Origin of the sequence: Streptomyces sp. NPDC021749 (assembly GCF_040640655.1) — a bacterium.
In the GTDB taxonomy this organism is placed as follows: domain Bacteria; phylum Actinomycetota; class Actinomycetes; order Streptomycetales; family Streptomycetaceae; genus Streptomyces.
On the sequence record NZ_JBFACE010000014.1, the window covers coordinates 165,453 to 187,949 of the forward strand.

17 protein-coding genes are annotated in these 22,497 nt (G+C 71.2%); 10 read left to right on the forward strand and 7 right to left on the reverse strand.

Translation table 11 applies throughout. The annotated features are described in order from the left end of the window. Positions 1-2: 2 nt before the first annotated feature. The 3 genes from AB0G35_RS16765 to AB0G35_RS16775 form a co-directional block, all read right to left on the reverse strand. Positions 3-203: a DUF6191 domain-containing protein gene (locus tag AB0G35_RS16765; RefSeq protein WP_360949208.1), complete on the reverse strand. Its 201-nt coding sequence runs from the start codon at positions 201-203 to the stop codon at positions 3-5. An 87-nt stretch (positions 204-290) separates the two neighbouring features. Continuing rightward, positions 291-1,475, reverse strand: coding sequence for a PQQ-dependent sugar dehydrogenase (locus AB0G35_RS16770; protein ID WP_360949210.1), 1,185 nt, complete (start codon positions 1,473-1,475; stop codon positions 291-293). Between the two features lie 102 nt (positions 1,476-1,577). Next, the gene (locus AB0G35_RS16775; RefSeq protein WP_360949212.1) at positions 1,578-2,609 is read right to left on the reverse strand and encodes an aldo/keto reductase; all 1,032 of its coding nucleotides are present in this window, start codon (positions 2,607-2,609) and stop codon (positions 1,578-1,580) included. An 89-nt stretch (positions 2,610-2,698) separates the two neighbouring features. On the opposite strand from AB0G35_RS16775, the gene AB0G35_RS16780 reads away from it, so the two are divergent. The 8 genes from AB0G35_RS16780 to AB0G35_RS16815 all read left to right on the forward strand — a co-directional run bounded on the left by AB0G35_RS16780 (position 2,699) and on the right by AB0G35_RS16815 (position 14,026). After that, complete coding sequence (locus AB0G35_RS16780; RefSeq protein ID WP_360949214.1) at positions 2,699-3,661, forward strand: 2-hydroxyacid dehydrogenase; 963 nt, start codon at positions 2,699-2,701, stop codon at positions 3,659-3,661. A gap of 322 nt (positions 3,662-3,983) precedes the next feature. Further along, a complete protein-coding gene (locus AB0G35_RS16785) occupies positions 3,984-6,881 on the forward strand; it encodes an EAL domain-containing protein (RefSeq protein ID WP_360949272.1) in 2,898 nt (965 codons plus the stop codon). A 209-nt stretch (positions 6,882-7,090) separates the two neighbouring features. Continuing rightward, positions 7,091-8,950 carry an acetolactate synthase large subunit gene (locus AB0G35_RS16790; RefSeq protein ID WP_360949216.1) on the forward strand — a complete coding sequence of 620 codons (1,860 nt, stop codon included), beginning with the start codon at positions 7,091-7,093 and terminating at the stop codon, positions 8,948-8,950. A gap of 28 nt (positions 8,951-8,978) precedes the next feature. Next, on the forward strand, positions 8,979-9,503 hold the full coding sequence (ilvN, locus tag AB0G35_RS16795; protein ID WP_360949218.1) for an acetolactate synthase small subunit: 525 nt from the start codon (positions 8,979-8,981) through the stop codon (positions 9,501-9,503). A 111-nt stretch (positions 9,504-9,614) separates the two neighbouring features. Further along, complete coding sequence (ilvC, locus tag AB0G35_RS16800) at positions 9,615-10,613, forward strand: ketol-acid reductoisomerase (protein WP_360949220.1); 999 nt, start codon at positions 9,615-9,617, stop codon at positions 10,611-10,613. Between the two features lie 272 nt (positions 10,614-10,885). Continuing rightward, positions 10,886-12,478 (forward strand): phosphoglycerate dehydrogenase, encoded by a 1,593-nt coding sequence (gene serA, locus AB0G35_RS16805; protein WP_360949222.1) that lies wholly within the window; start codon positions 10,886-10,888, stop codon positions 12,476-12,478. A gap of 301 nt (positions 12,479-12,779) precedes the next feature. After that, positions 12,780-13,361: a PRC-barrel domain-containing protein gene (locus tag AB0G35_RS16810; RefSeq protein WP_360949224.1), complete on the forward strand. Its 582-nt coding sequence runs from the start codon at positions 12,780-12,782 to the stop codon at positions 13,359-13,361. Between the two features lie 77 nt (positions 13,362-13,438). Continuing rightward, positions 13,439-14,026 carry a TetR/AcrR family transcriptional regulator gene (locus AB0G35_RS16815; RefSeq protein ID WP_360949226.1) on the forward strand — a complete coding sequence of 196 codons (588 nt, stop codon included), beginning with the start codon at positions 13,439-13,441 and terminating at the stop codon, positions 14,024-14,026. 267 nt (positions 14,027-14,293) lie between these two features. On the opposite strand, the gene AB0G35_RS16820 is transcribed toward AB0G35_RS16815, so the two are convergent. Together AB0G35_RS16820 and AB0G35_RS16825 are read right to left on the reverse strand one after the other, a co-directional pair. Further along, complete coding sequence (locus AB0G35_RS16820; protein ID WP_360949228.1) at positions 14,294-15,958, reverse strand: allantoin permease; 1,665 nt, start codon at positions 15,956-15,958, stop codon at positions 14,294-14,296. A gap of 620 nt (positions 15,959-16,578) precedes the next feature. Next, the gene (locus AB0G35_RS16825; RefSeq protein WP_360949230.1) at positions 16,579-17,853 is read right to left on the reverse strand and encodes a helix-turn-helix domain-containing protein; all 1,275 of its coding nucleotides are present in this window, start codon (positions 17,851-17,853) and stop codon (positions 16,579-16,581) included. A 205-nt stretch (positions 17,854-18,058) separates the two neighbouring features. Between AB0G35_RS16825 and AB0G35_RS16830 the strand changes: the two genes are divergently transcribed. Both AB0G35_RS16830 and pruA read left to right on the forward strand, forming a co-directional pair. Then, positions 18,059-18,985: a proline dehydrogenase family protein gene (locus AB0G35_RS16830; protein ID WP_360949232.1), complete on the forward strand. Its 927-nt coding sequence runs from the start codon at positions 18,059-18,061 to the stop codon at positions 18,983-18,985. Between the two features lie 72 nt (positions 18,986-19,057). Next, positions 19,058-20,689: an L-glutamate gamma-semialdehyde dehydrogenase gene (gene pruA / locus AB0G35_RS16835; protein ID WP_360949234.1), complete on the forward strand. Its 1,632-nt coding sequence runs from the start codon at positions 19,058-19,060 to the stop codon at positions 20,687-20,689. Between the two features lie 65 nt (positions 20,690-20,754). On the opposite strand, the gene AB0G35_RS16840 is transcribed toward pruA, so the two are convergent. Further along, entirely contained in the window at positions 20,755-21,384 is a 630-nt protein-coding gene (locus AB0G35_RS16840; RefSeq protein ID WP_360949236.1) for a Uma2 family endonuclease, read from the reverse strand. 105 nt (positions 21,385-21,489) lie between these two features. Next, positions 21,490-22,464 (reverse strand): transposase family protein, encoded by a 975-nt coding sequence (locus tag AB0G35_RS16845; RefSeq protein WP_360949238.1) that lies wholly within the window; start codon positions 22,462-22,464, stop codon positions 21,490-21,492. Positions 22,465-22,497: the final 33 nt, after the last annotated feature.

Consider the following 22,497-nt stretch of genomic DNA (forward strand, 5'->3'; position numbering starts at 1 on the left):
GGCTACGGGCCTTCAGCAGCGGTGTCGTCCCGGGCCGCCTGCCGCGGCGCCCGGACGACCACCGTCCCCGAGGAGAGGTCTATCGGCCCCTCCCAGGGGTGATCGCCGTCGCCCACGTCGTCCAGTACGAGCGACATCCGCTGCCGCTCCTCGTCGGTGTGCTTGCGGCCCGGTGCGAACAGCTCTTCCACGATGTTGAACACGGTGCCCTGCCCCCTCTTCGGCGTGACGCGCACCCGTCCCCTGCCGCCCGAGTCTAGGCAGGAGACACGAAAAGGGGACCAGAAGGATCAGCTCACCTTGAGGCGGAGAATTCGGTCATCTCCCTTACGGGGCTTGCCGCGGCCGTCGGTGTTGCTGGTGACCAGCCACAACGTGCCGTCGCCGGCCGCCACGACCGTCCGCAGCCGCCCGTAGGTGCCCTTGAGGAACGCCTGCGGGGCGGCCACCGGCTTCGTCCCCTCCAGCGGAATGCGCCACAGCCGCTCCCCGCGCAGCGACGCCATCCAGATCGACCCCTTGGCGTACGCGATCCCGCTGGGCGAGGCGTCCTCGGTCTTCCACACCTCGACCGGATCGACGTAATCCGGGCCGCCCTGCCCGGACGTGGCCTTGCCCTCGATCTCCGGCCAGCCGTAGTTCTTCCCCGGCTCGATCAGATTGAGCTCGTCCCAGGCGTGCTGCCCGAACTCCGAGGCCCACAGCCGGTGGTCGGCATCCCAGGCCAGGCCCTGCACATTGCGGTGACCGTAGTCGTACACCACCGAATCGGCCGAGGGGTTGCCGTGCGCCGGCTCGCCGTCCGGCGTCATCCGCAGGACCTTGCCGCCCAGCGAGCTCTTGTCCTGCGCCAGCCCGGTGTCGCCGGTCTCGCCGGTGCCGGCGTAGAGCATCTTGTCCGGGCCGAACGCGATCCGCCCGCCGTTGTGGATCTCACCCTTGGGGATGCCCCGCAGGATCGTGTCGGGCGCGCCCAGCTGGTCGCCCGGCGGGCGCTTGTCGTCGTAGATCATGCGGGCGATGCGGTTGTCGGACGCGGTGGTGAAGTACGCGTACACCTGGTGGTCGGTGCCGAAGTCCGAGGACACCGCGAGGCCGAGCAGTCCGCCCTCGCCGCCCGGGGCCACGCCCGGGACCGACCCCAGCTCGGTGGTCTTCCCGCTGTCCGCGGAGACCCGGACGATCTTGCCGGTGTCCCGCGAGCCGACGAGCAGGTCCCCGCCCGGCAGCACCGCCACGCCCCAGGGAGACTTCAGCCCGGTGGTCAGGGTCTTGGTCACCTTCACCGACCCCTTGGCGGGCGGCGCGGCGGGTGACGGGGTGGCGCCCGGTGAGGTGGCACCGGCCGAGGCGCCGGGACTCTTCGCCGTGGCGGAGGCACCCCCGCCGGGGGGCTGCGCGCCGCCGTTCGAACAGCCCGCTGCCAGGAGCAGCGAAGCGGCGGCCAACACGGCGGTCTGGGAACGGCGTTGCACGGCAAGGGTCCTCTCGTCGTCCGGGCGAGCACAAGAACACCACATCGGGAGGCCGGACGCGTGAACGGCGCGGATGCCTCCGGGGGCGGGCCTGCTCGCGGGCTACCAGGACTGCCGGGCCGGCGGCAGCGCGGCGATCTCCGCCAGGTCCTCGCGGCTGAGCACCAGATCGGCCGCCTTGGCGTTCTGCGCGGCCCAGCGCTCCTTCTTCGTACCGGGCACCGGGACGACATGACGCCCCTGGGCCAGCACCCACGCCAGCGCCACCTGCCCCGGCGTCGCGCCGTACCGGGCGCCGACCCGCCGCAGCCCGGCCACCAGCGGCTGGTTCGCGGCCATCATCTCCGCCGTGAAGCGCGGATGGCGGGCCCGCAGGTCCTCCCGTTCGAAGCCCTGCCCCGGGGTGAGGGTGCCGGTCAGAAAGCCGTTGCCCAGCGGCATCGCCGCCAGGAAGCCCACCCCGCGCGACTCGCACCACGGCAGCAGCGCCTCCAGCGCCTGCCGCGACCACACCGACAGCTCCGCCTGCACACTGCTGACCGGGAACACCTGCTGGATGCGCTCCAGTTGGGCCAGCGTGCCGTCATGCGTACGAGGCCGCGGCCGGGCGCCGGCCGGCCGCCGCTCCGCACGCGCCGCGCGGGGCTGCCGCACCGCCCGGGCGCCCACCGCGCACAGTCCCAGGGACCGCACCTTCCCGGCCGCCACGAGCTCCGCCATCGCCCCCCAGGTCTCCTCGACGGGCACCTCGGGGTCGGCCCGGTGCAGCTGGTAGAGGTCGATCCGGTCCGTTTGCAGCCGGCGCAGCGAGGCGTCACAGGCGCGTTTGACGTAACCGGGCCGCCCGTTGGCGACGATGTGCTGCTCGCCCACCAGCAGTCCGACCTTGGTCGAGACGAAGGCGTCCCGGCGGCGCTCCTTCAAGGCCCGCCCGACCAGCAGCTCGTTGGTGAACGGCCCGTACATGTCGGCGGTGTCCAGCAGGCTGCAGCCCCGGTCCAGCGCGGTGTGCACGGCCCGCAGGGACCCCTCCCCGTTGCGCTGCGACTCGGTGTACCCCCAGCTCATCGGCATACAGCCGAGACCTACGGCGCCCACCTCCAGAGCCGCCGCACCGATTGTCCTGCGCTCCACCTGGTTGTGCCTCCGTCCCCTCGCCCCCGATCAAGGGCACGGACCAAACTAACGTCTGAGCAGAACATCCCTTCGCATAGCCTCGGGGCATGGCAACCGCAGACCAGCGCACCGAACCGAACGACGTCTGGCTCCCGATCCCGCCCGACGAGATCGAGGGCCTGCCCGGCGGCCTCCACTACGTCCACTGGGACGCCGGCCCCGAGTACCCGGCCGACCCGGCCCGCTGCGTCTTCTACGCCGTCCCCTACATGAAGGGCACGGAGGTCAGCCTGCGGCCGCTGGCCCGGATGAGCCGGGTGCGGGTGGTGCAGACCCTCACCGCCGGTATCGAGCACATGCTGCCCGGGCTGCCGCAGATGCCGGCCGGCGCCCGGCTGTGCAACGCCCGCGGACTGCACGACGCCAGCACCGCCGAACTCGCGCTCACCTTGATGCTGGCGGCGCTGCGTGACGTCCCCGGCTTCGTCCGGGCCCAGGACGCGGGGGAGTGGCGGCCGGCTTTCCGGCCGGCCCTCGCCGACAAGTCGGTCCTCATTGTGGGCTATGGTTCGATCGGAAGTGCCATCGAGGACCGGCTCACGCCCTTCGAATGTGCGCGGGTGGTGCGCGTCGCACGCACCGCGCGTGACACTGTGCGCGGCCCCGTGCACCCACTCTCCGACCTGTCCGCCCTCCTGCCCGACGCGGACGTCGTCGTCCTCGCCACACCGCTCACCGACCAGACCCGTGGCCTGGTCGGACGCGATTTCCTGGCGCGGATGAAGGACGGCGCACTCCTCGTGAACATCGCGCGCGGGGCCGTCGTCGACACCGAGGCACTGCTCCCCGAGCTCGAATCCGGGCGCCTGCGCGCGGCGCTCGACGTCACCGAGCCCGAACCCCTGCCCGCGGGGCATCCGCTGTGGCACGCTCCGGGCGTGCTCATCACTCCACACGTCGGTGGCCCCAGCTCTGCTTTCCTGCCTCGTGCGAAGCGGCTGCTGCGGGACCAGTTGGCGCTTTTCGCGGCCGGTGAACCCCTGCGGAACGTCGTCGCGACCGCCGGCTGACCGGGGCGCGGATCGCGCTACGGGGCCGTACGAATGCGGTGGGTATTCACCACCCCGCGCGCCGTCACGCTCCGTAGATACCCTATGTCGCTGAGTGACGGAACTGGTGTATCGTCCGAGCGGGGACGGCGCCGGGACAGCCGCGGCGCGATGCGAGATCCGGAACGCGAGGGGGGCGACGGGCGATGTACGACCGATGGACGATCCGCGAGACGCGGGATCCACGAGCGCCCGCGGAGACGCAACGGGGCCGCAGGGCGGCCCGGGCGAGGCGCCGTCCGGCGCGGGACCACGGGAGAGTGCGGTGAGCGCCCCCGGGGCGATGCTCTCCAGGCCGCCGGCGCCGTCCGGCAGTCCGCCGAGCCCGGTGCCGCAGGTCGTCCTGGCCGTGGTCTGCGGTGGCTACGCCCTCGGTGCCGCCTTCGGCTGGGGCTCCACCGAAGTCGCCCTGTTCATGGGGGACTTCGGGCTCAGCTTCGCGGCCCTGGTCGCGGCCTTCTCCTGCGGTCTGTACGCCCGCCGGCACCGCAGCCGGTTCCGGCCGGCCTGGATGCTGTTCGCCGTCTCCTCGGGGATGGCCGGCATCGGCAACGGCGTATGGGGCTGGTACGAGGTCGTCCTGGGCAGGACCGTGCCCAGCCCCTCGCCGGCCGACTTCTGCTTCCTGCTGTTCGCGCCGCCGGCCATCGTCGGCCTGCTGGTGCTCGCCAAGCGCCCGGTGAGCCGGGCCGGCTGGGTCTGCCTGGGCCTGGACTCCTGGCTGATCGCCGGCTCGCTGCTCACCCTCTCCTGGAGCCTCGCGCTCGCGCACACCGCCCACTTCCAGGGCCGCAGCGTGGCGCAGAGCGCCCTGTCGCTGGCCTATCCGCTGCTGGACATCGTGCTCGTCAGCATGGTCCTGGTCCTGCACTTCCGCCGCTCCTCGGTGCACCGCTCGGCCGTCAACACCGCCATCGCCGCACTCGCGTTGACGGTGCTGTGCGACGCCCTGTTCAGCTCTCCGCTGCTGCGCGAGCACTACCGCTCCGGGCAGATCCTGGACGCCGGGTGGTTCGCCGGCTCGATGCTGCTCGCCTACGCACCCTGGGCCGCCCGCCGGGCCGGGGAGGAGGAGCCGGACGAGTCGGCCGAGCCCGCCGCCGTCCGCGTCCCGCACGGCAGCCGGCCGCTCGCCGGCTCGCTCGCCGCGCTCACTCCGTACCTCGCCGCCGCGGTCTGCACCCTGGGCATCCTCACCAACGTTCTCGACGGGCGGCGGATCGACCGCGTGGTCCTCTTCACCGGCTGCACGGTCGTGCTCGCCCTCGTCGTCCGCCAGGGCATCATGCTGCTCGACAACATCACCCTGACCCACGAACTCGCCCAGAAGGAGAACCACTTCCGCTCCCTGGTGCAGGGCTCCAGCGACGTCATCATGATCGCCGCGCCGTCCGGCGTGCTGCGCTACGTCAGCCCGGCCGCCGCCGGTGTCTACGGCCGGGACGCGGAGGAGCTGATCGGCTCCGAGCTCGCGGCCCTGATCCACCCCGAGGACCTCGGCCGGGTGGTGCACGAGGTCCGCCGGTTCCTCGCCGCCGATCCGGAGGACGAGCCCACCACCCGCATCGAATGCCGCTTCCGGGCCGGCGCACAGCGCTCCGGCGGCGACGGCTGGCTGAACGTCGAGTCCACGGTCAACCGCCACCACGGCGGCCTGATCTTCAACTCCCGCGACGTCACCGAACGCGTCCGGCTCCAGGCCCAGCTCCAGCACAACGCCTCGCACGACGCGCTCACCGACCTGCCCAACCGCGCGCTGTTCACCGAACGCGTCACCCAGGCCGTCACCGGCCGGCGGGCCAGCGACCACGACACCGCCGTGCTCTACATCGACCTCGACGGCTTCAAGCAGGTCAACGACACCATCGGCCACCAGGCCGGCGACGAACTGCTGATCCAGGCCGCCCGCCGGCTCGCCGACTCGGTCCGCTCCGGCGACATAGCGGCCCGGCTGGGCGGCGACGAGTTCGCCGCACTGATCACCGGCGACGGCACCCGCGACCGCGCGGCCCGCGAGTTCCGCATCCACGAGATCGCCGACCGGCTGCGCATCAAGCTCTCCGAGCCGTACCGCATCGACGGCCGGGACGTCCGCGTCGCGGCCAGCATCGGCGTCGCCTTCGCCGAACCCGGCGTCACCCCCGCCGGCCTGCTCCGCAACGCCGACCTCGCGATGTACCGCGCCAAGCAGGCCGGCAAGGGCCGGGTCGAGCTCTACGCCCCCCAGATGCAGGACGAGGTCGCCCACCGCGCCGAACTCGCCTCCAAGCTCCGCAGCGCCCTCAACGAGGGCGAGTTCGCGCTGCTGCACCAGCCCGTCGTCGACCTGGCCACCGGCCGGGTCACCGCGCTCGCCGCGCACGCCCGCTGGCGCTCCGCCGAGGGCATCCTGTTCACCCCCGCCGAATTCCTCCGGGTCGGCGACCGCGGCCGGTACACCGACGACGGCGACCGCGCCGCGGAGCTCGACCGCTGGCAGCTGGAGGAGGCCGTCCGGCAGGCCGCCGCCCGGCACCGCGCCGGCCACCAGGTCCCGGTCGCGGTCCGGCTCTCCGCCCGCCGGCTGCTGGACCGCTCGCTGTCCCCCAAGGGCGTCGAATCGGTCCTCGCCCGGCACGGCCTGCCCGCCCGCGAGCTCGTCCTGGAACTGTCCGAAAGCGACGCCCGGGTCCCGCTGGACGACCTGGAGCGCCGGCTGGTCGCACTGCGCCGGCTCGGCGTACGGATCGCCCTGGACGGCTTCGGCAGCGGGTACGCCGCGATCACCGCACTGCGCCGGCTGCCCGTCGACGTCCTGCGGCTGGACCGCGGCCTGGTCGACGGTGTGGTGGAGTCCTCCCGGCTGCACAAGATCACCGCCGGGCTGTTGCGGATCGCCGGCGACCTGGGCATGCAGACCGTCGCGGACGGCGTCGACCTGCCCGAGCAGGTCCTCGCGCTGCGCTCCATGGGCTGCACGCACGGCATGGGCCTGGCCTTCTCCGGCCCGCTCGACGAACCCCGGCTGCGCCGGGCGGTGACCCGTACCGGCTACCCCGTCCCGGACCTCACGGGACAGGGCCGGGCGGTGGTGCTCAGCGGCAGCGGAGTGCCCGCCCTGCGTGGGGGTCTGGCCGGCACCGAGGCCGCAGTGCATCCCCCATTGCGCTCAAATAGTGAGACCTCCGTCCCACCCACTTGACACTCGGTGCACGAGAGGGGGAGGGTCAGTGCCATGCGCACCCGAATTCTCGTACTTGGACAGCGCGTCGGCTGAAGCTGGGACCCCTACGAAACCCAGCAGACCGCACCGACGCGCTCCCCTCGCTTGCCTCCCGGCACGAGGGGTTTTTTGTTGCACAGCAACCTCACAAATCCCGTCAAAACCCTCAGCTTCGAGAAGAGACGCAGATGACCGAGCAGGCCTCCGGGGCCCACCATCCGCAGCCACGGGCCCGTAACGCCGGCGGACCGCAGCAGTCCACCCCCGTCGAGCACGTCACGGGCGCGCAGTCCCTCATCCGGGCGCTGGAGGAGGTCGGGGCCGACACCGTGTTCGGCATTCCCGGCGGTGCGATCCTGCCGGCGTACGACCCGATGATGGACTCCTCGAAGGTCCGGCACATCCTGGTCCGCCACGAGCAGGGCGCCGGACACGCCGCAACGGGATACGCGCAGGCCACCGGCAGGGTCGGGGTCTGCATGGCCACCTCGGGCCCGGGTGCCACCAACCTCGTCACCCCGATCGCGGACGCCCACATGGACTCCGTCCCGCTGGTCGCCATCACCGGGCAGGTGGCCTCGAAGGCGATCGGCACGGACGCCTTCCAGGAGGCGGACATCTGCGGCATCACGATGCCGATCACCAAGCACAACTTCCTGGTCACCGACCCGGCCGAGATCCCCAAGACCATCGCCGAGGCGTTCCACATCGCCTCCACCGGCCGCCCCGGCCCGGTCCTGGTCGACATCGCCAAGGACGCCCTGCAGGCGCAGACCACGTTCAGCTGGCCGCCGCACACCGACCTGCCCGGCTACCGCCCGGTGACCAAACCGCACGCCAAGCAGATCCGCGAGGCCGCCCGGCTGATCACCGAGGCCAAGCGCCCGGTCCTCTACGTCGGCGGCGGCGTCCTCAAGGCCGGCGCCACCGCCGAGCTGAAGGTGCTCGCCGAGCTGACCGGCGCCCCGGTCACCACCACCCTGATGGCGCTGGGCGCCTTCCCCGACAGCCACCCGCAGCACGTCGGCATGCCCGGCATGCACGGCTCGGTCACCGCGGTCACCGCGCTGCAGAAGGCCGACCTGCTGATCACCCTCGGCGCCCGCTTCGACGACCGGGTCACCGGCAAGCTCGACTCCTTCGCGCCGTACGCCAAGGTCGTGCACGCCGACATCGACCCGGCGGAGATCGGCAAGAACCGCGCCGCCGACGTGCCGATCGTCGGTGACGCCCGCGAGGTCATCGCCGACCTGATCGTGGCCGTCCAGGCCGAGCACGACACCGGCCACAAGGGCGACTACAGCGCCTGGTGGAAGGACCTCAACCGCTGGCGGGAGACCTACCCGCTGGGCTACGACCTGCCGGACGACGGCAGCCTCTCCCCGCAGCAGGTCATCGAGCGGATCGGCCAGCTCGCCCCCGCCGACACCATCTACGCCGCCGGCGTCGGCCAGCACCAGATGTGGGCCGCCCACTTCATCACCTACGAGCAGCCCGCCACCTGGCTCAACTCCGGCGGCGCCGGAACCATGGGCTACGCCGTGCCCGCCGCGATGGGCGCCAAGGCCGGCCAGCCGGACCGCACGGTCTGGGCGATCGACGGTGACGGCTGCTTCCAGATGACCAACCAGGAACTGGTCACCTGCGCGCTGAACAACATCCCGATCAAGGTCGCGATCATCAACAACGGCGCGCTCGGCATGGTCCGCCAGTGGCAGACCCTCTTCTACAACCAGCGCTACTCCAACACCGTGCTGCACAGCGGCCCCGAGGCGGACGGCAAGCAGCCGTCGGCGGGCACCCGCATCCCGGACTTCGTCAAGCTCTCCGAGGCCATGGGCTGCGTCGCGCTGCGCTGCGAGGACCCGGCCGACCTCGACAAGGTCATCGAAGAGGCCAATGCCATCAACGACCGCCCGGTCGTGATCGACTTCATCGTCCACGAGGACGCCCAGGTGTGGCCGATGGTCGCCGCCGGCACCTCCAACGACGAGGTCATGGCCGCCCGGGGCGTGCGTCCCGACTTCGGCGACAACGAAGACGACTGAGACGACGAAGAGCGAAAGAGAGAAGACCATGTCCAAGCACACGCTCTCCGTCCTGGTGGAGAACACCCCCGGCATCCTCGCCCGGATCGCCGCGCTGTTCTCCCGCCGCGGCTTCAACATCGACTCGCTCGCCGTCGGCGTCACCGAACACCCCGACATCTCCCGCATCACCATCGTGGTCAGCGTCGAGTCGCTGCCGCTGGAGCAGGTCACCAAGCAGCTCAACAAGCTCGTCAACGTCCTGAAGATCGTCGAGCTGGAGCCCGGCTCCGCGATCCAGCGCGAACTGGTCCTGGTGAAGGTCCGCGCGGACAACGAGACCCGCTCGCAGATCGTCGAGATCGTCCAGCTCTTCCGCGCCAAGACCGTGGACGTCTCGCCCGAGGCGGTCACCATCGAGGCCACCGGATCCAGTGAAAAGCTGGAGGCGATGCTGAAGATGCTGGAGCCGTTCGGCATCAAGGAACTGGTGCAGTCCGGCACGATCGCCATAGGCCGGGGCGCCCGCTCCATCACGGACCGCTCGCTGCGCGCGCTGGACCGTACGGCCTGATCCGCCGGTCCGCCACGGCCCGACCGGACCGTATGGCGAGACCCACCGACCTTCCTCACCCCGCCCGACGTACTGTGTGGGCACCCCGCTAGATCCAAGGAGAGACCCGAAGTGGCCGAGCTGTTCTACGACGACGACGCCGACCTGTCCATCATCCAGAACCGCAAGGTCGCGGTGATCGGCTACGGAAGCCAGGGCCACGCCCACGCGCTGTCCCTGCGCGACTCGGGCGTCGACGTGCGCGTCGGTCTGCACGAGGGCTCCAAGTCCAAGGCCAAGGCCGAGGAGCAGGGCCTGCGCGTGGTCACCCCGGCCGAGGCCGCCGCCGAGGCCGACGTCATCATGATCCTGGTGCCGGACCCGATCCAGGCCAAGGTCTACGAGGAGTCCATCAAGGACAACCTGAAGGACGGCGACGCGCTGTTCTTCGGCCACGGCTTCAACATCCGGTTCGGCTTCATCAAGGCCCCGGCCGGCGTGGACGTCTGCATGGTCGCCCCCAAGGGCCCGGGCCACCTGGTGCGCCGCCAGTACGAGGAGGGCCGCGGCGTGCCGTGCATCGCGGCCGTCGAGCAGGACGCCTCCGGCAACGCCTTCGCGCTGGCGCTGTCCTACGCCAAGGGCATCGGCGGCACCCGCGCCGGCGTCATCAAGACCACCTTCACCGAGGAGACCGAGACCGACCTGTTCGGTGAGCAGGCGGTGCTCTGCGGTGGCGCCTCGGCGCTGGTCAAGGCCGGTTTCGAGACCCTGGTCGAGGCGGGCTACCAGCCGGAGATCGCGTACTTCGAGTGCCTGCACGAGCTGAAGCTCATCGTGGACCTCATGTACGAGGGCGGCCTGGAGAAGATGCGCTGGTCGGTCTCCGAGACCGCCGAGTGGGGCGACTACGTCACCGGCCCGCGGGTCATCACCGACGCCACCAAGGCCGAGATGAAGAAGGTCCTCGCCGAGATCCAGGACGGCACCTTCGCCAACAACTGGATGGCGGAGTACAACGCCGGTCTGCCGAAGTACAACGAGTACAAGAAGGCCGACGAGAACCACCTGCTGGAGACCACCGGCAAGCAGCTGCGGAAGCTGATGAGCTGGGTGGACGACGAGGCGTAAGTCCGATGGACAGGGGGTCGCGAAAACACTCGCGGCCCCCTCGTCCGTATGGCCGGCCGCGCACCGCCGCGGCGCCTTGTCCACCGCGTAGAACCACGCACGGGTGATCCTTCCGCAACGGCACAGGACGCGCCCCCCACCGCCACTACACTGCCCATCACAAGCGCGTTCAGGCTCACAACGTCGTGCGTCTTCCACGCGGCTTTCCCCCTTCACCGCCTTCGGCCGTCGGGACGGCCGTCCGCGAAGGACTAGTGAGGACTGAAGACCACGTGAGCTCGAAACCTGTCGTACTGATCGCCGAAGAGCTGTCGCCCGCCACCGTCGACGCCCTCGGCCCGGACTTCGAGATCCGGCACTGCAACGGCGCCGACCGCGCCGAGCTGCTCCCCGCCATCGTCGACGTCGACGCCGTCCTGGTGCGCAGCGCCACGAAGATCGACGCCGAGGCGATCGCCGCCGCCAAGAAGCTGAAGGTCGTCGCCCGCGCCGGCGTGGGCCTGGACAACGTCGACGTCTCCGCCGCCACCAAGGCCGGCGTGATGGTCGTCAACGCGCCCACCTCCAACATCGTCACCGCCGCCGAGCTGGCCTGCGGTCTGCTGGTCGCCACCGCGCGGAACATCCCGCAGGCGAACACCGCGCTGAAGAACGGCGAGTGGAAGCGCAGCAAGTACACCGGCGTCGAGCTCAGCGAGAAGACCCTCGGCGTGGTCGGCCTCGGCCGGATCGGCGTCCTGGTCGCCCAGCGGATGTCGGCGTTCGGCATGAAGGTCGTCGCCTACGACCCGTACGTCCAGCCGGCCCGCGCCGCGCAGATGGGCGTCAAGCTGCTGACCCTGGACGAACTGCTTCAGGTCTCCGACTTCATCACCGTCCACCTCCCCAAGACGCCGGAGACCATCGGTCTCATCGGCGACGAGGCGCTGCACAAGGTCAAGCCGTCGGTCCGGATCGTCAACGCCGCGCGCGGCGGGATCGTCGACGAGGCGGCGCTGGCCACCGCGCTGAAGGAGGGCCGGGTGGCCGGCGCGGGCCTGGACGTGTACGCCGTCGAGCCCTGCACCGACTCCCCGCTGTTCGAGTTCGACCAGGTCGTGTGCACCCCGCACCTGGGCGCCTCCACGGGCGAGGCGCAGGAGAAGGCCGGTATCGCGGTCGCCAAGTCGGTGCGGCTGGCTCTCGCCGGCGAGCTGGTGCCGGACGCGGTCAACGTCCAGGGCGGCGTGATCGCCGAGGACGTCAAGCCGGGGCTGCCGCTGGCCGAGCGGCTCGGCCGGATCTTCACCGCGCTGGCCGGCGAGGTGGCGATGCGGCTCGACGTCGAGGTCTACGGAGAGATCACCCAGCACGACGTCAAGGTGCTCGAACTCTCCGCGCTGAAGGGCGTCTTCGAGGACGTGGTGGATGAGACGGTGTCGTACGTCAACGCCCCGCTGTTCGCGCAGGAGCGCGGCGTCGAGGTGCGGCTGACGACGAGCAGCGAGTCGCCCGAGCACCGCAACGTGGTCACCGTGCGCGGCACGCTCGCCGGCGGCGAGGAGGTGTCGATCTCCGGCACGCTCGCCGGCCACAAGAACGTCCAGAAGATCGTGGCGGTCGGGGAGCACTCGATCGACCTCACGCTCGCCGACCACATGGCGTTCATGCGCTACACCGACCGCCCCGGCGTCGTCGGCACCGTCGGCCGGATCCTGGGCGAGGCGGGCATCAACATCGGCGGCATGCAGGTCTCGCGGGCCGATGTCGGCGGTGAGGCGCTGGTCGTGCTGACCGTCGACGACACCATTCCGGCGAACGTGCTCAGCGAGATCTCCGAGGAGATCGGCGCGACGTCCGTACGCGCGGTGAACCTCGGTCACTGACCCGGCGGTTTCCGCAGCTCCACGGGCCCGGCTCCCGCTTCGGCGGGGACCGGGCCCGTTCGCGCGCCGGCCCCGTACGGGCGCTCCGCGGGTGGCCGCCCGGTCCGCGCGCATGACCGGACCGCTCCCGCGTTCACTCGAACGGCGTAATCAGGGGTGGGGTCGGCAGTGCCGCCCGGCGGCTCGGCAGGCCGACCGCCGCCGTGCCGCCCGGCCTCCCCGAGTCGCACGCCGGAAGCGGGCGTCGCGCAATGGGAACTGTGCGTGCCGCGCACCGGCGCGTGCGGAAGGAGCGAGATCCATGAACGCACCTCTGGGAGACGTCCCGCAGACGCTGACCGGCCTCCAGGTGGTCGATGTGGACGGCGCGAAGGTGGGCACGGTGCAGCAGGTCTACCGCGACGACGCCACCAACGAGCCCGAGTGGATCACCGTGCGCACCGGGCTGTTCGGGTTGAAGGAGACCTTCATCCCGCTCGCCGGGGCCCGCCGGACCGGCGACGAACTGCACGTTCCGCACACCAAGGAGACCATCAAGAAAGCCCCGCGGATCGACGAGGACGGCCATCTCGACCCGTCCCAGGAGACCGAGCTCTACCGCCACTACGGGCTGATCCGCCCCAGCGGCACGGACGCGTCGATGCCCGCCGGACCGCGTCCCGGCACGGCGGCCGGCACCCCGCCGGCCACGCCGGGCGAGCGCAACAAGCTGTTCGAGCGGCCGATGGCCGGGGCCGGAACGGGCGAGCGGGCCCGCGAGGGCCGGACGGACTCCGGCGACATCGAGCAGACACCGGAGGCTCCGCACCCCGGCGAGCGGAGGCGGATGGGCGGCCCCGAGCGGCCCGGCCGCGAGGGACCCGGCCCCGAGCGGCCCCGGTGACCACCTCACCCCGCGCATACACATGCGTATAAGACGCCCGTCTGGAACGTCCGTATGCCGGCGATTAGGCTGCCGCCATGGGACACCGTGAAGATCTTCTGGAAGGCGCCAAGCGCTGCCTGCTGGAGAAGGGGTACGCGCGCACCACCGCCCGCGACATCGTGGCCGCCTCCGGCGCCAACCTCGCCTCCATCGGCTACCACTACGGCTCCAAGGACGCCCTGATGCGCCAGGCGGTGATCGCCTCCAGCGAGGAGTGGGGCGCGGGCATGGCTGAGGCACCGGCCGCCGCGGAGGGCGCGCGGGCCATTGCCGACCCGCTGGAGCGGTTCGCCGCGACCTGGGACCGGGTGCTCCAACGCATCGCCGAGGAACCGGAGTTCATCGCCGCGCAGGTCGAGGTGCTGGGCCTGCTGCCGCGGGACGAGGGTCTGCGGGAGGCGATCGGGGCCGTACTGCCGGAGGGCGGCGAGGGGCTGGTCGCGCTCTTCGAGGGCGTCCCCGACACGGAGGTCGACGCGGAGACGGCCCGCGTCGTCGGCTCGTTCTACCAGGCCCTCCTCACCGGCCTGATGGTCCAGTCCCTGGTCACCCCGGACGCCCTGCCGACGGGGCACGACTTGGCGGCGGCGCTGCGGCGGGTCACGAGCGGGCGGGTGCTCTGAGCGTGTGTTTGCGGTGCCCCGCACGTACCCGTCTGTCCCGCCGCGGGGCGCTGCGCTTTGCGGTGCCTCCCACGTACCTGTCTGCGGCGCCGCGGTGGTTTCTCGCCGTTGCGCCTGCGGCGGGCTGGGTGGTTTGTGGGTGCGGTGACGGGCCTCCGGGGCCGGTTGTGGGGACTGCTGACGCTTTACGTCCCCACAACCGGCCCCTCCGGCCCGTCACCTCCCGTTGGGGGAGGGAAACGGTGGGTGGGGGTGGGCGCCGGTGGGTTATGAGGATGCCGGGAGGACGTGCTCGGACGAGCGGTCCGTGCTGAGGCACAGTGAGCAGACCATGGCGTCGTGGGCCGGGCAGGCGGCCAGGTCGGGGCGCTCGAACTCCTGCCGGCAGACGTGGCACGGGTAGTTCGTGGCGCTCGGGTTGCCGTCCGCGTCCAGCAGCGGCTCGTCGATCCCGTCGTCGGAACGCCGCAGGTAGTAACGGCCCTTGGTGACCACCGCCATCAGCGGCGTGAGGACGAAGGCGAGCACCGCCGCGGCCACCGGTGAGTACGGCTGGAGGGCGTCGCCCAGCGCGTGGAAGTACATCGCGATGGACAGGCCGGAGGCCGCGGTGAAGGCCACCACCCCCACCGGGTTGACCGCGTGGAGCATGCCGCGGCGGAACTCCGGGATCTTCGGGGACAGTTTCAGCAGGTACTTGTTGACGAGGATGTCGGTGGCGACGGTGACGACCCAGGCGATGGCGCAGTTGGAGTAGAAGCCCAGGATCCCGTTGAGGAAGCTGAACATGTCGGCCTCCATCAGGATCAGCGCGAACGCCAGGTTGGCCAGGACGAAGACCATCCGCCCCGGGTAGCGCTTGGTGACCCGGGTGACGGAGTTCGTCCACGCCAGCGAGCCGGAGTAGGCGTTGGTCACATTGATCTTGATCTGGCTGATCACGACGAGGGCCACGGCCAGCGGCACCACCAGCCAGGAGGGCAGCATCGCGGCGAACGCGCCGGTGAACTGCTGGATCGGCTCGGTGGCCGCGGCCGGGCCGGCCTTCGCGAGGATGTAGACGGCCAGGAACAGTCCGATGGCCTGCTTCACCGCACCCAGCACGACCCAGCCGGGGCCGGCCATGATCACGGCAGCCCACCAAGTGCGCTTGTTCGCCTCGGTCTTGGGCGGCATGAACCGCAGATAGTCGATCTGCTCACCGATCTGCGCGATCAGTGACAGGCAGACGCCCGCGCCCAGCAGCACGGAGGCGGTGTTGATCCCGCCGTCACCGCCGGTCCCGGCGTACGACACGAAGCGGTGCACGGTGCCCGGGTCGGTGGCGACCAGGTAGACCAACGGCCCCACCATCAGCAGCAGCCACAGCGGCGTCGTCCAGACCTGGAGCTTGCTCAGCGCTTTCATGCCGTAGATGACCAGCGGTATCACCAGGAGCGTGGCGACCAGATAGCCCAGCCACAGCGGCAGCCCGAGGCCCAGCCGCAGCCCCTGGGCCATGATCGAGCCCTCCAGCGCGAAGAAGATGAAGGTGAAGCTGGCGAAGATGACGCTGGTGAGCACCGACCCGTAGTAGCCGAAGCCGGCACCACGGGTGATCAGGTCCAGATCGATGTTGTAGCGGGCCCCGTAGTAGGCGAGCGGGAATCCGGTGACGAAGATGACCACGGCCGCGACCAGGATCGCGGTCAGCGCGTTGCCGGTGCCGTGGGTGAGCCCGATCCCGGCGCCGATCGAGAAGTCCGCCATGTACGCGATCCCGCCCAGCGCGGTGGTCGCCACCACGGCGGGCGTCCACCGACGGTAACTGCGGGGCGCGAACCGGAGGGTGTAGTCCTCCAGGGTTTCCGCTGCGCTTGGCTTGGGCCGTACGTCGTCGGGTGCCCCGCCGTGCGCTGTCTCTTCGTTGCGTTCCGCAACGGCCTCGCTCATGCCACGTCTCCTCCGGCGCCGGGGCCATTTCGTCAGGCCGGACGCTAGAAAGCGAGTGTTTCCGTGGGGCGCGTGTCCGGTGAACCAGGTGTTTCTTCGCCCACGTACCCGTCTGTCCCGCCGCGGGTCGTCTCGCCGTTGCGCGCTTTGCGGCGCCCCGCACGTAGTTGGCCGTCCCGCCGTCGGGCTTGTTCGCCGTTGCGCCTGGCGGCGGGCGTTTGTGTGTCGGGTGCGGTGCCGGCCCTCCAGACTTCGTCCTCCGGTCCACCCCCTCCCGTGAGTGGGAGTTTCAAAGCTGGTCGGGGCCGGACGTCATCCGTTGCCCGCGCGCTCGTGGGCATTACCTGCACCCCCACCGCCCTTAACTTTCCCTCTCACGGGAGGGGACGGGCCGGAGGGGCCGGTTGTGTGGACGTAAAGCGTCAGCAGTCCACACAACCGGCTCCGGAGGCCCGTCACCGCACCCGACAACCACCCGCCCGCCGCAGGCGCAACGGCGAGCAACACCCGCGGCGGGACAGACGGGTACGTGCGGGGCGCCGCAAAGCGCGCAACGGCGAGCGAGCCCCGCGGCGGGACGGCCAAGTACGTGGGAGGCACCGCAAAGCGCAGCGGAAGGGCTACAACCTGGCCACCTTGAGGGCCATATGGAGAAGCAGCCGATGCTCCCCGTCATCCAGGTCGAGACCCGTCAGCTTCTCGACGCGGCCGAGGCGGTAGTAGAGGGTCTGGCGGTGGATGCCCAGGGCCTGGGCCGTGCGGCTCGCCTGGCCCGCGCAGTCGAGGAACGCCTCGGCGGTGCGGGCGAGTTCGGCGTGTGCGGGGGTGAGCAGGGGGCCGATCACGGGGTCGGGATCGGTGACCGGCAGGGCGGTCAGCATGCGGTACGAGCCGATGGTGTCCCACTGGGCGACCGGGCCCAGCCGGGGCTCGGCGCGGGCCGCGCGGGCCGCGGCGAGGGCCTCCTGCCAGGACGTGGGCAGTTCGGCCGGCTCCCGGGTGGCGCTGCCGATGCCGGCCGCGCCCGGGCGGGGTGGTGCGGAGCGATCGGCGGAACGGGACCGCCCGGGGCCGGCCGGAGCCGCGGCGGCCGGGGCGGTCCCCGCCCGCGGGGAGCGCAGCAGGTGTTCCGCCACCGTACGGGCGGGGGTCGACCCGCCCGTCGCACGCAGGCGGACCAGCGCGGCCAGGACGGGGGCGCCGGGCCCGTCCGCCGGACCGCCGGGGGAGCGCAGCGCGCACGCCGCGAGCAGCCCGGGCAGGCTCGGCAGCGGTGCCGCGTCGGTGTCCGGGGTGTCCCAGGGCACCACCGCGACCAGAGTGAGCGGCAGGCCGGGCGTGAAGCGCAGGGTGTCGCGGAGCGCGTCCCGCAGCGCGGTCGCCGCGGCCGGCCGTCCGTCGGCCGGACAGGTCAGCAACTCCCGTAGCAGATCGCCGAGTTCGGATCCGGCGCGGGCCTCTTCGGCGAGCAGTGCGCCGATCCGGGAGGCGGTCTCCATCGCCTGCGCGATCCGGGGGTCGGGCGGGGTGCCCTGGCCGCCCAGGGCCAGGTCGGTGAGGTGCCCGTCGTCCAGCAGCCAGACGTAGCCGTGCACCACGCCCCGGTGGCGGACGGGGAGACAGATCCGGCCGCGGAAGACGCCGGCGGCGGGGTCCGGCGGGATCCGCAGTGGCGTCGTGGCCCGGGCGATCCCGAACGCCTCGAACCAGGCCCGGACCGCCGCGGAGGAGCGGCGCTGCAGGATCGACCGGGTCCGCACCGGGTCCATGACCTCGTCGTCCTCGCCCTCGTGCGCGCCGAACGCGATCAGCCCGAAGTCACGGTCCTCCAGCGTCGCCGGTGCGCCGAGCGCCGCCGAGATCTCGTCCACCAACTGCTGGTAGTCGCCCCGCATCCGCCGTTCGGCCCCTCTCCTGTCCCAGTGGTCTCCCTCTCCCCATTCTCATACATCTGTCTGAGATCCCGGCCACGAAGGCGTGACAGCTGTCGATGGCCGCGAAGTGGCGCGATCCTTAAGTTTCAGGTGGCTCAATCTTGCCGACGCGTTCGCCCTCCCCGGCGCCGCCCGGTCCTTGTCACCCTGAATCTGGAGGTGCCCCATGCTGGGTCCCGTGCTCCTCGCCGCAGCGCGCAGCGACAGCATCCGGCGCGTCGTCGCGGCCGCTCCGGTCACCCGCCCCGTGGTGGACCGCTTCGTCGCCGGCGAGCGTCTGGACGAGGCCATGGCCGCGGTGCGGAATCTGGCCGCGCGCGGACTGGAGGTCACGCTCGACCACCTCGGCGAGGACATCACGGACCCGGTGGAGGCGCTGCGCAACCGCGACGCCTACCTCCGGCTGGCCGAGGCCCTCAAGGAGCACGGTCTCGGTGTGAAGGCCGAGATGTCGGTGAAGCTGTCCGCCTTCGGGCAGGCGCTGCCGGGCGGCCACGAGCTGGCCCTGCGGAACGTCACTCCGGTGGTCGAGGCGGCTGCCGAGGCTGGGACGACCGTCACCCTCGACATGGAGGACCACACCACGGTCGACTCGACCCTGGCGATCCTCGCCGAGATGCGCGAGCGGTTCCCCCAGACGGGCGCGGTGCTGCAGTCCTACCTCTTCCGCACCGAGGACGACTGCCGGGCGCTCGCCGGGGAAGGCTCCCGGGTGCGACTGGTCAAGGGCGCGTACAAGGAGCCCGCGACCGTCGCCTACCAGGACAAGCGGGAGGTCGACCGGGCCTATGTGCGCTGCTTGAAGATCCTCATGGCCGGCGGGGGCTACCCCATGATCGGGTCGCACGACCCGCGGATGGTGGCCATAGCCCAGGAGCTGGCGCACCGCAACGGCCGTAAGCCGGCGGACTACGAATTCCAGATGCTGTACGGCATCCGCGAGGCGGAGCAGCGGCGACTGGTCGCCGAGGGGAACCGTATGCGGGTGTACATCCCGTACGGCACCGATTGGTACGGATACTTCATGCGCCGGCTCGCCGAGCGCCCCGCGAACCTGGCCTTCTTCCTGAGGTCACTCGCGACCCGAGGATGACGGCGACCCGGGACTGAGCCCCCGGCCCCTTTACGTACGTACGAACCGACCACCGAAGGAGAAACGGCCGCCATGGACGCTGTGACCCAGGTCCCCGTACCGGTGAACGAGCCGGTCCACACCTACGCCCCCGGCAGCGCCGAGCGTTCCCGTCTGGAGGCCAAGCTCAAGGAGCTGGCCGGCAACCCGCGGGAGCTGCCGATGACCATCGGCGGTGAGCGCCGGATGGGCGGCGGCGAGCGCTTCGACGTCGTCCAGCCGCACAACCACGGAGCCCGGCTCGGCACGTACGGCAACGCCACCGTCAAGGACGCCCAGGACGCGGTGGACGCCGCGCTGGCCGCCGCCCCCGCCTGGCGCGCGATGTCCTTCGACGACCGTGCCGCGATCATCCTCAAGGCCGCCGAGCTGCTCTCCGGCCCCTGGCGCGAGACGCTGGCCGCCGCCACCATGCTCGGCCAGTCCAAGACCGCCCAGCAGGCCGAGATCGACACCCCCTGCGAGCTGATCGACTTCTGGCGCTTCAACGTGCACTTCGCGCGCCAGATCCTCGCCGAGCAGCCCCCGGCGAACGCCCCGGGCGTCTGGAACCGCTCGGACCACCGCCCGCTGGAGGGCTTCGTCTACGCGATCACCCCGTTCAACTTCACCGCGATCGCCGGCAACCTCCCGACCGCGCCCGCCCTGATGGGCAACGTGGTCGTGTGGAAGCCCTCGCCGACCCAGACCTTCGCGGCCGTGCTGCTGATGGAGCTGCTGGAGGAGGCCGGGCTGCCCAAGGGCGTGATCAACCTGGTCACCGGTGACGGCAAGGACGTCTCCGAGGTCGCGCTGGCCCACCCGGACCTCGCGGGCATCCACTTCACCGGCTCCACCAAGACCTTCCAGTACCTGTGGAAGACGGTCGGCGCCAACATCGAGAACTACAAGACCTACCCGCGTCTGGTCGGCGAGACCGGCGGCAAGGACTTCATCGTCGCCCACCCCTCGGCGGACCGCGCCGTGCTGAAGACCGCCATGACCCGTGGCGCCTTCGAGTTCCAGGGCCAGAAGTGTTCCGCGGCCTCCCGCGCGTACGTCCCGGCCTCCCTCTGGAACTCCGGCTTCAAGGAGGAGTTCGCCGCCGAGGTCGAGTCGCTCGCCATGGGTGACGTCACCGACCTGTCGAACTTCATCGGTGCCGTCATCGACGAGCGGTCCTTCGCCAAGAACAAGGCGGCGATCGACCGCGCCAAGGCGGACCCGACCATCGAGGTCGTGGCCGGCGGCACGTACGACGACAGCGAGGGCTACTTCGTCCGCCCGACGGTCCTGGTCTCCACCGACCCGGACAACGAGATCTTCAAGGACGAGTACTTCGGCCCGATCCTCGGCGTCTTCGTCTACGACGACGCGGACTACGACGAGATGCTCACCCAGATGGAGTCCGCCTCGGCGTACGGCCTGACCGGTTGCGTCATCGCCCAGGACCGCGCCGCGGCCGCCGCCACCTGCGAGAAGCTCCGTTTCGCTGCGGGCAACTTCTACATCAACGACAAGCCCACCGGCGCCGTCGTCGGCCAGCAGCCCTTCGGCGGCGGCCGCGCCTCCGGCACCAACGACAAGGCCGGCGCCAAGCAGAACCTGATGCGCTGGACCTCCACCCGCTCCATCAAGGAGACCCTGGTCCCCCCGACGGACTACCGCTACCCGCACATGGGCTGACACCCAGGGGTACGCACCACGGCCCGGCTCCCCGCGCGAGGGGGGCCGGGCCGTCGGCTTCGGGTTCAGGTGCGGGTGTTCCGCGGCGGCCCGGTGATCGCCTCACCGATGACGAATCCCTTGGCGGGGCCTTCGGGAATGATGGCGTCCACGCCGTACGGCACGCGGTTCTCGCCGGCGTAGGCCGCCTCCTCGGGAGAGGGCGAGGTGAGCACGGTGACGGTGCCATGGCCGTCGTGGTCGTCGATGAGGACGTAGACGGGGATGCCGGCGCGGGCATAGGCGCGACGCTTGCGGACGCGGTCGCGCTCCAGGCCGTCGTTGCCCGGAGAGACCACTTCGAGGACGAGCGCCACACCACGGGCATCGAGGCCGAGCCCGTCCTCGGTGATGTACTCGTCGTCTTCCTCGGGGGCGACGTAGGCGTCCGGGATCGCGACCTTCTGCTGGTGGACGACGCTCAGGTCGTTGTCGGTGACGTACTCACTCGACTGTGCTTCAAGGAACTTCGTCAGCTCCCGGCGGAAGCGGAAGCTGACCTTGCTGTGGCGATGGCGACCGGTGGGCGACACCTCGATGAACCCCTCGATGATCTCGGCGTGGAAGCCCTCGGGGAGTTCCATGGCTTTCCATGCCTGCCACAGGACCTCGTCCAGATCGGGGCCGGGCATCGGGGCCTCCGGCGTCGTGGTCACGGGAGCTCCTGTGCGGGCGCGGTCATGGTGCAGCACCTCCTCCTAACGACCTTGGGAGCGATTGAGATCGGGGCGTGCCGGCCTGGTGGGTCGGCTGGTGGGTGATCAGCAGGCGACCTGCTGAGCGGGCACCAGTTCGGTGCTGGTCTTGCGGCGGGTCGCCCGGCGGGCGGAGCGGTCGGAGACCAGGCCGGCGATCGCGAGGTGGGTCTCGGCGTAGGTATCGCGGCGGCCAGTGAACCGTTGCAGCGGGCACCACTGCTTGAACTCGGCGTTGGTGTGCTCCACGCAGATCCGGCGGGAGGACTGGCGCCGCTGCTCGCGCCAGGCGTGGTGCTCGCCCAGCGGCGCATCGTCCTTCGGCTTCCTCGGCGGGGCGCTGACCTGGGCGGGGAACTCGTTGGCCAGACCCCGGTAGCCCTCGTCGACCTCGGCCCTCACCTTCGGGTGCAGGCGGAACTGCTCGGCGATGCCCTCAGTACGCACGGCGGTCTGGTCGTGCATCCGCCCCGGCCTGACCACCCCGCTGAACAGGGTCCGCCCCTGGCCGTCGCTGAACGTGGTGGTCTTGATGGTGTTCTGCTTCTTCTTGCCGGATACGAACGCTTTGCGACCGGGACGGCCCGCACGCGGGCGGCGGACCTGCACCTCGGTCCCGTCGATCCGCAGCTCCACGCCTTCTGCGTCGGCGTAGGCGAACAGGTCCTCCAGCGTGCTCAGCCGCATCCCTGGACGGTCGGGGATGGCGAAGCCGCGAGCGGCCAGCAGCGGACGGACCTCGCGGACCGCTCCGGACACGGTGGAGCGGTCCACCCCGTACAGCTCGGCCAGCGCAGCATGCGGCAGCCCCAGCCGCAGGTGGACCAGCGTGGCCAAGAGCCGGTCGGTGAATACCAGGCGCTGCTTGGGCCCCGCGCCAGCGGCCCGCCGCCGGCCCCCGCCGCGGCGCTCGTGGAGCGCCGACTCCCGGGCCGCTTCCCACTTCGGAGCGAGTTCTTCGAGCAACTCGCCGAAGTGTGCGCGGGAGATGCCGGACAGGGCAGGATGGGAACAGGCCGCACGGGCCCAGGCTTGCGTCACAACTTCCCTAATCCGTACGGACCTTCTCACGTC